Origin of the sequence: Paraclostridium bifermentans (genome assembly GCF_019916025.1) — a bacterium.
In the GTDB taxonomy this organism is placed as follows: domain Bacteria; phylum Bacillota; class Clostridia; order Peptostreptococcales; family Peptostreptococcaceae; genus Paraclostridium; species Paraclostridium bifermentans.
Genome location: NZ_CP079737.1, coordinates 459,102 through 476,563, shown reverse-complemented (window position 1 = coordinate 476,563; position 17,462 = coordinate 459,102). Strand labels below are relative to the sequence as shown.

Sequence of the window (17,462 nt, the reverse complement as noted above, 5' to 3'; positions counted from 1 at the left end):
TCTAAACTAAAACTTATTTCATATAAACACAAATAAAAAGAAAATCTCGAAGTTATTAATAACTTCGAGATTAAAATAATCTATATTAGCATAAATCTATGACTTGAACTTGATATACAACAGTTATAATTTGACCAGGAACCATAGTGTTTAAATTAAATCCTGCTGATGGGTTGTAATCTGGATGAGGAACACCATTTACAGTTACAGTTCCTAATACAAATATAGAATTATGAGGAGTATAGTCTACAAATACTACATCAGTAGCATTTATATTTCCTACATTTTCAATTGTGATTGTATAAGTTAATTTTTCGCCTATAGTAGCATATTTTTTATTTACAGACTTAGTTACATTTAAATTACCATAAGCGATATTAGTAGTTACTGTATTTGAGTAAGCTGTATCACTATATGGAGGCTGTTTTGGATCTACTAAATATTTAAATGGTATAACAGCCTGGTTAGTTACCTTATTAGAAGGTGGAACTGAAGTCACAGTTGCACTAAATTGAACTATTACAACATTTCCTATTCCTATATCACCTATACTGAATCCAACTGTAGGATCATAACTTGGTTTACTTTCTCCATTTACAATTACAGAACCTGTTTTAAATTGAGCCCCCGTAGATGGAGTATCTTGGAATAATACCTCATTATCTATAACATTTCCTACATTTGTAAGAGTTATAGTGTAGTTTAATATATCTCCTATTGTAGCTATTGCTTTATCTACAGTTTTAACTACATTAAGTTTTCCTAAAACTACATTAGTTGTTACTAAGTTACTTAATTGAGTTTTTGTTGATAAAGTTCCGCTAGGATCTATTTTATAACTAAATTGAATTTGAGAAGTATTTGTTATATAAGCCGGCACTGGTAAAGAGTTTATCTTCGCATCAAATGTTACTGTTACTGTTTGATTAGGTGCTAAATCTGATAAATCAAAACCTATAGTCGGGTCTAATGCTGGATATAATACATTGTTTATTCTTACAGTTCCTAATACATAACTTAATTCTGATTGTAATAAATCAGTAAATCTTAAACTAGTTGCATTTACATTTCCTGTATTAATTATAGTTGAAGTATAAGTTATCGTATCATTTACTTTTGCATATAACTTATCTACTGATTTTGTATTAGATAAACTCCCAACATTAATATTAGTTGTTACTGTATTAGATGTTGCTGATATAGGATAGTTTCCACCTTGTGGATCTACTTTGTACACACCATTTGAAGCAGCATAGTTTGTTACTTGAGGTGGTGTTGGTACAGAGTTTACAATTGCATTAAATTGTACTAAAGATGTGTTTCCTGCTATAAGATTATTTGGTAAGTTAAATCCTGCTATCGGGTCATAATCAGGGTAACTAATACCATCGATTGTTACTGTTCCCGCCTTAAATATAGCTCCATTTGACAATGTATCTGCAAATGCTAAGTTAGATATAGTTGTATTTCCATCATTTTTAACTAATACATTGTAATTTAACGTATCTTGTAAAGTTGCATATAATTTATTTACAGACTTAGCCATGCTTAACTTAGGATAAATTATAATAGTGTAAACTGTGTTTGATATTGATGATTTACTATAATTTTGACCACTAGGATTAACTTTATAATTAAATGTTCCTACTGCATAGTTTAATACTGAGTCTTGTGTTGGCTGCTGTATTACAGTAACTGTAAATGAAACAGTTACGCTAGCTAAAGGCTCTATAGTTCCTAAACTAAATCCTTGGTTTGGATCATAATCTTCATAAATATCACCATCTATTTTAACTGAACCTGAATTGAATATCACATCTGATTGTAAATTATCTGTGAAAATTACATCAGTTGCATTTACATTCCCATTATTAGTTACAACTACTGTATATATTATTGTATCTCCTGTTGTAGCATAATTTTTATTTACAGTCTTAGTCAGATTTAGTGAACCTAAATTTATTTGAGTATCTGCTTTATTAGAGTTTGTTTGCCCATATACATCGCTTCCATTAGGGTCTATTTTATATGCAAATGTTAAATTAGCCATATTGCTGATTAATGAAGGTGTAGGCAATGAGCTTACAGTTGCATCAAATTTAACTACAACCGTATCTCCTGATATTATATCTCCTAAAGTAAAGCTTGAATATGGATTAAATCCAGGCTTTGATACTCCATTTATAGTTACAGAATCTGTAACAAAAGTTAATCCTGTTGGGATAACGTCTCTAAAGTTTACATTCTTAGCTAAAACATTCCCATTGTTTAATATATTAACTGTATATGTTAATACATCTCCAATTGTTGCGTATGATTTGCTAGTTGATTTTGTTGCAGTTAATGAACCTACATTTATAACAGTACTTACTGTATTACTTGTTGATTGTTTTGATACTGGAGTCTTATCTGGGTCTATCTTATAACTATAATTTGTTGTAGCAGTATTGTATAAAGTATAATCTCCTGGAGGTATACTATTTACTTTAACCTTGAAACTAACTGTTGCATTTCCATATCCTGTTATATCAGTTAAGCTAAATCCTGCATTAGGATCATAATTTGGTTTATTTTCTCCATTTACATAAACAGATCCACTTACAAAACTTGCATCTATTTGAACTAAATCTTTAAATATAATATTTGAACAAGTTGCATTTCCTTGATTTATTATATTTATTGTATACGTTAATATATCATTTATAGTTGCATACATCTTATCTACTGATTTTGTAAGATTTAATAACCCTAAATTGATAAAAGTAGTAACTTTATTAGATGTAGATGTTATTGTAACTGGATTATCAGTTGGTGTTAATTTATAAGTGAATTCTACATCTGCAGTATTTTCTACTTTTCCGCTTTGAGGTAATGAATCTACATGAATACTAAATGATACTACATGATATTGATTTGGTGTTAAATCACTTAATGCAAATCCATCAACAGGATTGAACGTTGGCTTAGGTGTTCCATCTACTACCACTGTTCCATTGTTAAATGAAGTTGCATTTGGCATTAAATCTGTAAATGTTAAATTAGTTGCATTAACTGATCCAGTATTTTTTATAATTACTGAATAGCTTAAATTATCTCCAACTGTAGCATAATTTGTATTTACTGATTTTGTAAGTGTTAATTCTCCAACTGCAACAAACGTCATTGTTGTGTTTGTATTTATTGTTGCGTTTACTAACTCAGTTCCTACTGTATATTTGTAATTTATAGTAGCAAAGTTATAAATTGTATTATCTAAAGGTCTACTATCTATAGTAGCTTTAAAAGTTACTGTAGTTGTTGTATTAGGTTCTATATCAGCTAGTGAGAAACCATTATTTGGATCATATCCTATTTTTTGTTGCCCATTTACATATACTGAGTCTTTTACAAATTTTAAATGTGTGTCTAAGCTATCTATAAATTCTACAAATTCAGCAGGCACATTTCCATCATTAGTTATATCTATACTAAAGTTTAAAGTGTCTCCTAATTTTGCAATACTCTTATCAACAGATTTATTTGCAGATACTATAGTATCATACACATAAACAGTAGTTGTGTTTGAGTCTTTTGACTTAGTAGTAGGACTTCCATTAGGATCTACATAGTAAGAGTATTGAACACTAGCTTTATTAAGCAATTTATTGTCTAGTGGTAATTGCTCTGTTGTAACACTGAAGCTAACAGTAGTTTGATGCCCTATATCTATATCATCTAAACCAAATCCAGTTTCTGGATTATAGTTTGGTTTATTTACTCCATTTACATATACTGATCCAGTATTAAATACAGACTCTTCTTGAATCATATCCGTAAACATTAAGTTCTTTAATATAGTATTTCCTGTGTTATATATAACAAAGCTATAAGTTATTATATTGTTTAATCTAACCACAGTTCTATCTGCTGCCTTTGTAACCGTTAAATTTCCTAATCTTATATACGTTGTTACAGAATTACTAGTTGTGTTGCTTATTATACTGCTTCCATTTGGGTCTATCTTATATGAATAGTTAATGTTTGATGTGTTAGTTACATATCCATTGTTCGGAACAGATTCAACCGTAACATCAAATTTTACAGTAACTGATGATCCTGGTGTTATAGTATCTAATGTAAATCCTACATTAGGATCATAATCTGGATATGCTGTAGATCCAATTTTAACAGAACCACTTACAAATGTTGTATTGTTTGGTACTAAATCTGTAAATATAGTGTCTGTTATATTTATATTACTATCATTAGTTATTACAGAAGTATAAGTTAATTTATCTCCTACAGTTGCATAAGTTTTATCTACGCTCTTTGTATTACTTACATTTATATTTCTTATATTTGTAGTTGTTGTGTTACTAGTTAAAGTTCCATCAATGTATGGACTCGTTGGACTTAATTGATATTTAAAATTAATACTTGCACTGTTGTTAATTTGAGGAGGATTAGGAACACTAGATACCGTTGCTTTAAACATTACGACAACATTTCCTCCAGGTAAAATATCGCTTATTGTAAATCCATTATTAGGATTTGCACTTGGTTTACTAATTCCATCTATAAATACAGATCCATCTACAAATGTTGCTCCATTTGGAATTAAATCTTTGAAAGTTACATTTGTTAGTGGTATTGTTCCTGTATTGCTTGCTACAACTTCATAATCAAGTACATCCCCTACAACTGCATATGATTTATTTACTAATTTAGTTAAGGTTGCCGAATATGAATTTATTACAGTAGTTACTGTGTTACTTGTTGATGTTTTTGATATTGGCTGTTGATTAGGGTCTATATAGTAACTATACGATGCTGTTGCACTATTTTTAATAATATTAGGATTTGGCAAACTGTCTACTTTAACTTTAAATTCAACATTTACAACCTGGCCTATATTAATAGTCCCTAAGTTGAATCCAGTTTGAGGGTTATAATTTGGTTTACTTACCCCATTTACATAAACAGATCCTAAAACAAAAGATATTTCAGATTGAAGTATATCTGAGAAAATAACATTATTTGCACTTGCGCTTCCATTATTCTCAACTGTAAATGAATAAGTTAGATTTTCACCTACTCCTGCATATGATTTATCTACGCTTTTTACAATGTCTATTTGAGCATATGGATCATAAGTTTTTACAGTATTAGAATATACAGTTTTACTTACGATTGGGCTATATGGAGTCTCTTTATAGCTAAGTGTAACTTCTGAAGTGTTTGGTATATATCCAACAGGAGTGTTTCCAACTATTGTTGCTCCAAATACTATTGTCGCAGTATCACCAGGATGTAAGTTATCTATTGGAAATTGTGTATTTGGATTATAATTTGGATAATTTATTCCGTTAACATATAAACTTCCTTCGTAAAAAGATAAATATACTCCTAAATAATCCACGAATTTAATATTTGTTAAATTTACATTTCCTGTATTTTGAATTACTGTTGTATAAACTAAATAATCTCCAGGTTGTGCATATGCCTTATCTACAGATTTTGTAACTGTATATGCTGCTTTATTTATTATCGTTTGAACAATATTGCTATAAATTGTGTTTGTTAATATACTTCCATTAGGGTCTGGTTGATAACTATATACTAAATCTGATTGATTATAAACTATATTTGGATTAGGTACTGAGTTTACTCTTACTTGATATAAAACTTCTACAGTTTCGCCTGCACAAATAGTTCCTAATGTAAATCCTTGGTTAGGATTGTATGCAGGATAAGATATTCCATTTATACTAACTGAGCCTGCAATAAATGAAGTTTCTGATTGTATACTAGATAAAAATACTGTATTTGTAGAACTTATGTTGCCATTGTTAGTTATCTCAACTTTGTAGTATAAAATATCATTTACAGTTGCATAATCCTTGTCAACACTCTCTACAATATTCATACATGTATAATTTGCAATTGTATCTACTTTATTAGAATCTTTCTCTGATTGTATAACTCCACTTTCAGTAGATATTTGATATTTAAATGGAACTTGAGCTATATTTTCTATTAAATTGGCTGGATTAAGTTCATTTATTAAAACTTTATATTCCACCTCAGTTGTTTCTTTAGGTTGAATTGGATCAGGCAAATCAAATCCATTAAATGGATTTAGTGTTGGCTCTATTTCTCCATTTATTTTAACACTTCCATTTACAAAGCTTGCACCTGGTATTGTTGGTTCTAGTACTTGAACATTATTTGCATTTATATTACCTGTATTAGTCAAGCTCAATGTATAAGTTACCGTATCTCCTACTTTTGGATAATTATTATTATTACATCTTTCTCCTATTACTTCAACATACTGAATTGTTGTAGATGTAGTATTACTAAATATAGTTTTTTCTCTTAAATATCCATACTGATTAAATATATATCCAAATGAAATACATGAGTTATTATATACCTTAGTCGAAGCTGGTAGTGAGTTTACCTTACATTGGAAAACTATTTTTGTAGATACTCCTACAGGTAAATTTGGAAGTACTATTCCATTTACAGGATTATACTCTGTGTATTCCGTTCCATCAATAATTACACTTCCATCTACAAATGAACAATTTAAATCTATTTTATCTTGGAAAAATAAGTCTTTAGCTATTTCTGTTCCAATATTTTTTATATCAACTGTATAAGTTATATTATCTCCAACAACTGCCGTTGATTTTGATGAAGATTTTGAAATTGACAATAATCCATCTTGAACAATTACTTCTATAGTATTTGTAGTTGCATAATTTGTTATATTATCCATTCCTGATATAAATTGATAATTATAATTTACATTTTGATGAAGCAACCCTCCAGTTGGTACTGAAGCCACTCTAACTGTAAATAATACATTTTTAACCCCTTTAGATGGTATCGTTCCTAGATTTATTCCTGCAGATATATTTGCTGATGGATATGAAACTTCGTTTACAGTTACAGACCCTGGTATAAATGTAGTACTTGAATCTAAATTAGCTGATATAATAACATTGTTAGCATCTACTGCACCATCATTTTTTATGCTTAATGCGTATACTAATGGCTCTCCAACTTGTATATTATACTCTCCATCTCCATCTATATCGTATGCATCTAGTTTTACTATCATATTAGGTGCATTTACATTTAATTGTGTTCCCACTGCTAAAAGTTGTACTCCATCTCCTGTCTCCGCTGAGTTTACTTGCCCTGCTAGTAATGTTTGATTTGGTATCAAAGTTTTAGTTATATCTACATTAGTTATATCCCATTTATTTCTAGCCCCTAATTTTTGAGTAGGAACAAACCCATCATGATTGTTACTTCCGTTAGTTCCACTTATATTTAATAACCCATTATTGCTATTTAATGGATTAACTACATTTATTAATCCTGAAAAGAAGTTATTTCCTGGATTGTTTGGTGCCGTTCCAGGATTTGGATTCGGACTGTCTACTGAGTTTCCTATATTACTAAGTTCTGCAAAAGAAGGCCCTGCGTAAGAAAAGTCATTACCATTTATAGGTTCGCCATTTGCACACGATATAAATGCACTTCCTTTAAGCTTTGAAATATCTGCGCTTGTTGTAAATCCTGAAATAGTTGTTTGTAAAGGAGATCCTGGTTTAGCTACTGATATCCCTGATAAGTATATTACCTTTTGAGGTGGTAAGCTGTCATTTCTATAAACTACTGAAAGAGTCCATCCTGCTCTACTATTACTTAATCCTGTGTCTGGAATACTTATTGGTACATTTGATACTGTATAATTTCCTGATAAAGAATTTTGTATATATGATGTTACATCTGCCGCTCTATATCTATCTATAGTTCCTGATGTGCCTGTATTTGTATCTGTATATTGAGGTGAAATTTGATAGCTTCCTTTTGGAGTTATAAAATTTATTGGGTTGTCTTGTATACTTCTAAGATCTTGTGCCCCTTGTACATTACTTTTTACAGTTGAATACCATAAAAGTTCTGCATATAATATTGTACTATTTGATAATATATTTAAATTGGCTGTACTTCCAGCTTCTGACCAATCTCTTGTTGTACTTCCATCCGGTTTTATCATATCAGATGTATTTGCTCCTGTAGCCGTAGTGCTTCCGCACACCACAAAGCTATTTCCTGTAGCTACTAATACAGCTTTATCTATAGCTGTAAATCTAGGTGTTAACGACACAATATCTCCTCCTAATTTTCTATTATACTTTTAAGGTTTCATAACTTTAAAATAACCCTCCTATATACTATTGGTATTTATCTTTTTAGTTGACTAATTTATTCATTTTTTAGTCTAAATATTATTTATAAATAATTTGTCGTATCACAAAGTATTTAGATTGAATATATTCTATTAAAAGGAGTGATTTCATGTCTTCAAATATACTAAATATGACTATTGATAAAACCCAAAATATACCTATATTGGTCGGCAATACAGCTACATTTAATATAAAAATTAAAAATCTAAGTACATCTCAAAGGTTATATAATTTAGGCTTATTTTTAAAATTACCTGATGGTATGGTCCTTTCCAGCTCAACTATAACCCAAACATCTAGTGTAACTAATGCAGATAATAGTATTACTTATTCTTGGGTTAATTTAAAAGATTTAGCTCCACTTGAAGTTGATTACACTTTTTCTATAACTGTAAAATGTAATACTAAATTTAAAAACGGAACAGTGATTCCCTTTGACTACACATTTTCAGGGATCACTGTTTCTTGTCAAGTTGATACTATGCCAAGAGGAATTTATGATATAGGAAATGAAGTTTTAACTCAACAAATAGATATGACATTTAAGACTGTCAGATTTTATAGTACGATTTCTACTGCAGGTAAGGTGTTAAAAGGAGCAGGTACTTCAGCTTCTTTAAATGATTATACTCAAATTAATACCGCTACTTGTAAGTTTTATAATAATTCCAATTCTACATCTTTAGTAAATATATCTATTTTATTAGAAGATGGTATTAGATATATAGGAAACATTAATGTATCAGGTACAGATTCATCAAAATTTATAAATCCTACTATAAGCGTAATAAGTATAAATGGTAAAATTTATACTCAAATTTATTATGGAAACATTAATTTGTCAGTAAGTAGTACAACAACTTTAACTTTTAATTATGCTGTTTGGAATCAATATAATAATAATCAAGGCAATTTTATAGTTCACGGAACCCAATTAAACATGCTTATAAATATGAACTCAGCTGATCCACTTGTTGTTTCAAGTTCAGATAGCAATACTAGCTTTTCTGCTATGGATTTAATCATTACTACATCTATAAGTAAAAGCTTGGTAGATGTTCAAAGCGCCGTAACATACACTTATGTATATAAAGTTGGTCAGTATTATAATATTCAAAATATAGTTGTTAATTATTTTTTACCAGATGGAATATATTATATTTCTAGTTCATCAACACCTACATCTGTTGTTGATGACCCAATACTTCAAGGATTTAATTTAACTTATAACTTTAGCTTAGCTACTCAAAACTCAACTAAAACTATTACGATATCTGCAAAAGTTGATAGCTACTATAGATATAAAAAAGACAGTCAATCCTTAAATCTTCCTGTAGTTGCATCTGACCCATTTTTAGCTACTACAAATATATCAGGTATTCTTATTGGTCCATTATCTACAGTAACAGATAATTCTAGTGTATCTTCTAGTATAAGTGTGGGTTCTATAACAAAACAATTTGTAAAAGGATACTATAAAGATGGAACTCCTAAGAATATAAATACCCTAGCTCCAGGGGATTTAGCTGAATATTTATTATCATATAATGCTTCAAACTTGAAAGCTATTCAAAAAGAAGTTTATATAGATGATTTCTTTCCTCTTTCAGCTGACCCTATAAATAACTTAAATTATGTATACACAGGATATAATCCAATTGCTTCTCCTAAACTTATAAGTCCTCATGGTGTAGACTTTTATTATGGTGACATTCCAGGGTTGTCATCCGCTACAATTAACTTTAAAGTTCCAATAGCTCAACTAGGTTCATCTACACAAAATGCAAACCTAATGAAGTTAAAGGGAACAAACACATATGGATATGCTTATAGCAATAGATCACAAGTAAACTTTAATATAGGTACTCCAAATTTACAATTAACTAAATCTGTAAATGGTCCTAATAAAAATGCTATAAAATCAAATGAAATTTATACCTACTCAGTTACTATATCTAATACTAATAACTTAGGAACTGAAACAGATGCATTTAACTTTACACTTAGTGATACTTTATCATCATGGTTTACACTTGACTCAAGTAGTTTAAAGGTTAGTGGTTCAGGAAGTTATTCTTCTATAAATATACAAAATAATAATATAGTTGTAAGCATAAGCAAGTTAGCTCCTGGTCAATCCTTAACCTTAACTTATAAGGTTACAATAAGCTCTGTATTAGCTCCTGGAGTCAACATAACAACCACAGCTACTAATACAAATCCTTACTCACAAATTTATGAGGAAGGTTCTTCAAATTATCAGTACTCTAATCTTATAAAAACTGCATCTATAACTTTATCTTCATTAGCTATATCACTTTCAAAAACTAATATATCAGATTTATTTAAAGTTGGATCTAATATAACTTATTTAATAGGAGTTACTGTTCCTCAAGGAACTATTGCTTATGGTCTATATCTAAAAGATACTCTACCAAGTGGAGGTCAATCTTATTTAGGGCCAACTACAAGAAACAATATTCCTATTACTCCAACAGTTTCTTCTAATGTAGTAACATTCCCTAGTGAAGGTACTATAGATGCTAGAAACGATATACAAACAATTAATTATACTATGATATGTAAAATTACTAATGCAAATAAAAGTTTAAATTCAACAACATCAACTCAATCTAATACTGTTCAATGTTTATATCAACAAATTCAAGGAGGAAGTTTTTCTAGTATTAGTAAAAGTTTAACTATAGCTATAAACCATCCTAACTTAGTTTTAAATTTAACTGCAACGGATAAATCTAACTCTGTAGTATATAATCAAAATGCAAATATAAATATAAACTCAGTAATGCAGTTTAAATTAACCTTCCAAAATAATAGTGCTATTAAACTTATAAATGGAACTGTTGAAATACCTATAAGTGGAAACTTTTTATTTTATGAAATAAATACTACAGTATTTTGCACTGCTGCTTATAACTCTACTTCAAAGAAAATTATTATATCAATACCACAACTAGATGCTTCCACAACGGGATATGTATACTTTACAGTAGTTCCTCAATCAACACTTAGAGCTGGTACTTCTATATCTACACAAGCAACTGCTGTATCTTACTATAATGATATATCAACTTCAAAAGTTTACAGTGGTGAAAAAAGTAATATCATAACTTGTACTTTAGTTCCTGGTGTATCACTTACTCCAGATCCTTTAACTAAAATAAATGACTCTACTTCATTTATAGTTACACAACCTGGTAATACTGCTGTTATACTAGACTACTTCAAAAATACAGGTGGAGGTTACGATGATTTCACATTAATCATACAAAAGGTAGGAATACCTTACACGCTTTATATCGATAACGTTAAAATATCTGATGTTCCAAAAAATACACTCTATCAACAAACATTACCTATAATGTCAAATTTAGCACCTAGTACAACTAAGATTATTCAAATAAATGCTTTAATTCCTTCAAATAATCCACTTGGAACTAGATATGACTTTATAGTGACTGCTAAGTCAGTTACTAATCCTTACCCTGAGAAAACTGTATTAAATATAGATCCAAGTTTTTAAAGTAAAAAAACTCCCTTATATAAAGCTATTTTTAAATGTTTATATAAGGGAGTTTATTTTTTATTTGTGTTTAAATTATTTTCAAAATACATATATAAATTTGTGCTAGTAACTATCAAATTTTTATTTATTAAATTTGCTGAAGCATAATTCACATTAACTTTTATATTTTCATTCTTTATGTATGCAATTCCTATAGGTGTCATTAAATATGACGAAAATCCAAATTGATATCTAATCATATTTGCATTATTATTTTGTTTATTTTCAGATAAAAAATGTATTTTATAATCTATCGATCCAATAACAACTAAGTTGCACATATTAGATTTATTTTTTTGATTAATTCTATTAATTGGACTATCTACTATTTTTGATTTTAAGACTTTTACATTAACCTCATATTTTAAAATTTTAACAATATCTTTTTTTAGCCTTATATTCTCACATATGTTTATTTGTTTAAATACTTTTCGTTGAAATTCACTACTTACAATATTACTATCAATATTTAATTTAACAGGCTCTTCCTCTATATTTAATATATGATTTTGCTGTATAGTTGAAAAGTTTGTTATTGTTTGTGTGAAACATTGAGGTAAAACTATCACCTTAAATCTTATAATTACACTACTTCTATATTTAATTTTATTTATATAAAAACCACTATCAGGTCTTAAACATCTTTTTTTGATATCATCCACTTTTACTGAATTTTCTATAAAAACAGTTCCTTTTGGTATTTTATCTTTAAAGAACACATTTGTAATCGTGAAATTACTTGTATTAGTTATAACTATACTATATGTTAGTATATCAAATGCATATGTGCATTTTTTATCTACAAATTTTTCTACATGCAACATATCTTTCACTATTTCTGTTGATACTACATTGCTAAAATTTGTTCTAGTCACTAATGGACTATCCTCAGTTAATCTATATTTAAAATCAACCCTACACTCATTGACAACCCTCATTGAATCACCTTTTCTATTTTGTATAGTTATATTTTAATAAATATTACATTAGTCTATATACTGTATTAACATAGTAACACTTACTAATACTTGGTTTAAACTAATTTTAGCAACGGTTATATCTTCAATTAAATATCTTAGATCTATTGTATTTGTTGCACATATATCCTCTGGTATTACAATAACTGTACTAAAAGGCATATTAAAGTTAATAACTTCTCTCTTTTTAACATTTTTATTTTTTTTGCCTTTCGTACTGCATTCTAATATTAAACTCATGTTTATATTTCCTACAACAATAAGATTTTTACCACTTAAATGTTGACCCTCTAGAGATGTACCTTTTATACTTTCAGTTATCTTTGTATCAATTATTTTAGTTGAGTATATTTCTATTTTAGGATTTGTATTTTCTATATTTGAAATATCTAAATTTTTACTACTTAAATGCAAATTTTGATATACATTTAATTGCTTGAAATACTCTAGTGGTGGCAGTTCTTCAAAACAAGATAATTTACAATTCATTTTTTTTAAATTTACTTCCATATAATATTCTCCATAATATTTGTATTTAAATTTAATATCTTTTTATCCAATATATTAAATAATATGTAAACTACTTAATTTAAATAACTATCATATTAAAATATAAAAAAGAAGAGAATATCATCCTCTTCTTTTTTAACTTAAATTTATATAATTATAAACTACTATAGGTTATCTGCAACTTCAAGTTCGCTAATTTCTCTAAGTTCTTCATCTGTATATTTTTTCATAGAAAAACCTGTAACTCCATAAGTAAATGAAATGATTGGAGTTATCCAACTTAAAAAACAATATGGTATAAAATCAAATGGGCTCACACCTAATGTTTGGCTACAAAATATTGCATTTGAATTCCATGGAATTAATGGTCCTCCAAGAGTTGCTGTATCTTCTATTATTCTAGATAAATTTTCTGGTTTTAATTTGAATTCTTTATATAAAGGTGACATAACAGTTCCTACAAATACAGACGTAAACATCATCGAAGAACTAAATGCATTTGCAAAATAACTAGTTATAAATGTTGCTCCTACTAACTTAGTTCTAGAGTTCCCAATTTTTTCAATCATAGGTTGTAGTAAAACTTCTAAGAATCCAGTTTTTTGAAGTATCCCTGCTATAACAAAAACTATAAATACTAGTAATACAGTTTCTGCCATACTCATCATTCCACCGCGATTTAATAGTTTATCTGCATATTCAAGTCCTGTATCTACCGAATATCCATTTAACATATAATTTAGTAAATCTCCTATTTTCTCTCCTTCTTGAAGAACAGCTATAACTCCACCAAGAATAGCAGAAGCTAGTATAGAAACTATTGGTGGTTTCTGTAATAAAAGCAATATAAGTAAAAAAATTATAGGAAGTAATGCAATGAATCCTATATTAAAATTAGCTTTTAAAACATTTATAACTTCATTGATTTGATTATAATCGATTGTATTGTTTGCATATTTAAATCCAATTACAGTGTATAAAACTATACATATTATATATGATGGTACAGTAGTGTACATCATATGTTTTATATGAGTTATTACATCCGTCTTACAGACAGCTGCAGCTAAATTTGTAGAATCTGATAATGGAGATATTTTATCTCCAAAGAATGCTCCTGATATAATAGCTCCGGCTGTAAGTCCAGCTGGAACTCCCATGCTTGTCCCTATGCTCATTAAAGCAATACCTGAAGTTCCTAAAGTTCCCCATGATGTACCTGTTGCTATAGATGTAAGAGAACATACTATTAATGCTGTTAGTAAAAAATATTTAGGTGTTATTATCGTAAGCCCGCTATATACAATAGTTGGTATTGTTCCTGCTGCTATCCATGTAGCAATTAATACCCCAACCGATAATATAATTAAGTTAGACTGAAACGCATCTTTTCCCACAGAAAATCCAAATTCTTCAATTTCACTATTTGTATAACCTAATTTCATAGCCGCCGGAACAACTATTAGCCAAGATAATAAGAACATAGTTGTTATAGATGCTTTAAATACAACCATTCCAACTGTAGTCAAAGATATAATCGCAAGCATAACTAAAATTGCAAATCTAAATGTAGGTTTCTTTTTTTCAACATTTTTACACATGGGGAAACTTCCTTTCTTTTCAATTATTTTTTGGTATCGTTTTCATAACCCTTAAGATATAGACCTCAAAATAATTCTTATATAATTTTGAGGTCTAAGTTTTTTATAATAAATCTATAGCATTTTTTATTCTTGTTAAAGCTTCTTCAACCATAGACCTAGGGCAAGCTAAGTTTATTCTTTGATATCCTTGTCCACCTATCCCAAATGAAGGTCCATTGTTTAATGCAACTTTAGCATTTTCTACTAAAAACTTGGCAACTTCTTCATCACTTAATCCAAGTTCACTAAAATCTACCCATAATAAGTAAGTTCCTTGTGGTTTTCTTACCTTTAACTTAGGCATATTTTTCTCAATATAATCAACTGCAAAATCCATATTACCTTCTAAATAATCAATAAAATCTGTTAGCCATTCTTCTCCATTGTTATATGCTGATTCTGTTGCAACTAAACTAAATGCATTATTTCTTCTAATATCTATTCTTGCAAAAGCTGAATCTAGTGCTTTGTAATCATCTTCGTTAGGAAGTATAACTTGAGACATTTGAAGTCCTGCTATATTGAACGTTTTAGTAGGAGCCATACAAGTAATACTATTTTGTTCAAATTCCTTACATATTGATGCAAAAGGTATATGTTTATAACCTTTGAAAATTATATCACTATGTATCTCATCTGAAATAACTTTTACATTGTGCTTAATACATATATCACCTAATTGCTTTAGTTCTTCTTTTGTCCAAACTCTACCAACTGGATTATGAGGGTTACAAAGTATAAATATTTTTACATCTTTTATTTTAGATTCTATATCTTCATAGTCCATAACATAATTTCCATCTTCTAGTTTCTTTAAAGGGCTTATAACTAATTCTCTTTTATTATCTTTTACTACACTATTGAAAGGACTGTATACTGGTTCTTGTATCATTATCTTGTCCCCTTCATTAGTAAGTTCTTGTATTAATATACTAATTGCCGGAATAACTCCTGGACTAAAAACTAGCCATTCACTTTTTATATTCCATCCAAATCTTCTAGATACCCAATTTACTATTGATTCATTGTAAGAATTTGGTCTAGTTGTGTATCCATAAATACCTTGTTCTAATCTATTTCTTAAAGCATCTATTATGCATGGAGCTGCTTTAAAATCCATATCTGCAACCCACATAGGAATAAGATCATTTGTTCCATATTTCTTATCCATTTCTGACCATTTAGCTGCAAAGTTATTACTTCTATCAATTATAGTGTCAAAGTTATAATTCATCATTTACTACCTCCAATAAATTCTTTATACTTAGATATATAAGCAATATCTATGCCAAATCTTTTCAATACGTATTTCATTTTCATCATAACTTTATAATCATTGAAATTCCAACAATATAATAAGCAAACTAATTAATATGTTCTTTATATTTTTAATATTATTTGGATAAATTTAAAAATATGTTCTTAATTTGATGTTAAATAAATAAAAATAGGTTTAACAGGCTAAACAATTCAACCCATTAACCCTCTTTATTAAACTATATATTTCATCCTTTCAAGTAAATTCTCAAAATGATTTTTAACAATTATAAGTTTTCCCTATAATTATCATGTAATTTTACTATTTAACATCTTAATTCTAAAGTAATATAATATTAATTGTAATAAATACATTTAATATATCGAAAGAAGGTATTTGAAATGGCTATAAAATTAATATGTATAGATATGGATGGAACTCTTCTAATGGATCAACAAAATGTATCAGAAGAAAATAAAAGGGCTATAAAAGAAGCTGTTTCTAGAGGTGTTCACGTAGCGATTACTACTGGTAGAGTTTATAATTGTGCAAAATTATATTCTGATGAAATAGGTTTAAAAACTCCTATCATAGCTTCAAATGGAGCTTTTATCGGTGGAAGTAATGGTGAAACTATATATAATAACCCATTAAGTGCTAATGAGATAAAAGACTTTTTAAGTCTTACAAAACAGTATGGATTATTATCTTACTTAACTGGTAATTTTGGTATCGTATCTACTATGGAACTTCCAGATAATCATATATATAAAGTTTTAAATAAACGTCTTAAAGATGAAGAAAAAATTAAATTTGAGGTTATTGATAATATAGATAATGCTTTTAAATTATATCCAAATCAATTATTAAAAGGTGTTTGTATAGAAAAAAATAATATTTCAAAATTAATGAAAGTGAAAAAAGAATTAAAACAATTAAATCCTGAACTTGAAATTGTTTCTTCTTGGGATGATAATTTTGAAATAATGAAAAAAGGTAGCTCTAAAGGAGAGGCTGTTGCTCAACTTGCAAAATATTTTAATTTAAAAAAAGATGAAGTTATGTGTATAGGTGATAGCGAAAATGATTTATCTATGATTGAATATGCAGGAATAGGAGTAGCTATGGGTAACGCTATAGATATAGTAAAAAACTCTGCTCAATATGTAACTCTTCCAAATACAGAATCTGGAGTAGCTAAAGCTATAGAAAAATTTGTTTTAAAATAAATAAAAAAAC

Annotated in this window: 7 protein-coding genes; 2 read left to right on the top strand and 5 right to left on the bottom strand. The window is 28.5% G+C overall.

Translation table 11 applies throughout. The features are described 5' to 3' along the window. Positions 1-85: 85 nt before the first annotated feature. Positions 86-8,167, bottom strand: a complete 8,082-nt coding sequence (locus tag KXZ80_RS02410; RefSeq protein ID WP_021433983.1) for a DUF11 domain-containing protein — start codon at positions 8,165-8,167, stop codon at positions 86-88. 191 nt (positions 8,168-8,358) lie between these two features. Between KXZ80_RS02410 and KXZ80_RS02405 the strand changes: the two genes are divergently transcribed. After that, complete coding sequence (locus KXZ80_RS02405; protein WP_021433984.1) at positions 8,359-11,793, top strand: isopeptide-forming domain-containing fimbrial protein; 3,435 nt, start codon at positions 8,359-8,361, stop codon at positions 11,791-11,793. Positions 11,794-11,846: 53 nt separating this feature from the next. On the opposite strand, the gene KXZ80_RS02400 is transcribed toward KXZ80_RS02405, so the two are convergent. The 4 genes from KXZ80_RS02400 to KXZ80_RS02385 form a co-directional block, all read right to left on the bottom strand. Then, positions 11,847-12,773, bottom strand: coding sequence for a DUF11 domain-containing protein (locus KXZ80_RS02400; protein WP_021433985.1), 927 nt, complete (start codon positions 12,771-12,773; stop codon positions 11,847-11,849). Between the two features lie 48 nt (positions 12,774-12,821). Beyond that, positions 12,822-13,322 carry an SPOCS domain-containing protein gene (locus tag KXZ80_RS02395; RefSeq protein WP_021433986.1) on the bottom strand — a complete coding sequence of 167 codons (501 nt, stop codon included), beginning with the start codon at positions 13,320-13,322 and terminating at the stop codon, positions 12,822-12,824. Between the two features lie 164 nt (positions 13,323-13,486). Beyond that, positions 13,487-14,923 (bottom strand): Na+/H+ antiporter NhaC, encoded by a 1,437-nt coding sequence (gene nhaC, locus KXZ80_RS02390; protein WP_021433987.1) that lies wholly within the window; start codon positions 14,921-14,923, stop codon positions 13,487-13,489. 103 nt (positions 14,924-15,026) lie between these two features. Beyond that, a complete protein-coding gene (locus tag KXZ80_RS02385) occupies positions 15,027-16,202 on the bottom strand; it encodes a MalY/PatB family protein (protein WP_226883827.1) in 1,176 nt (391 codons plus the stop codon). A gap of 422 nt (positions 16,203-16,624) precedes the next feature. Here KXZ80_RS02385 and KXZ80_RS02380 point away from each other — a divergent pair, with 422 nt between their 5' ends. Then, positions 16,625-17,452, top strand: coding sequence for a Cof-type HAD-IIB family hydrolase (locus KXZ80_RS02380; protein WP_021433989.1), 828 nt, complete (start codon positions 16,625-16,627; stop codon positions 17,450-17,452). The last annotated feature ends 10 nt before the right edge of the window (positions 17,453-17,462 follow it).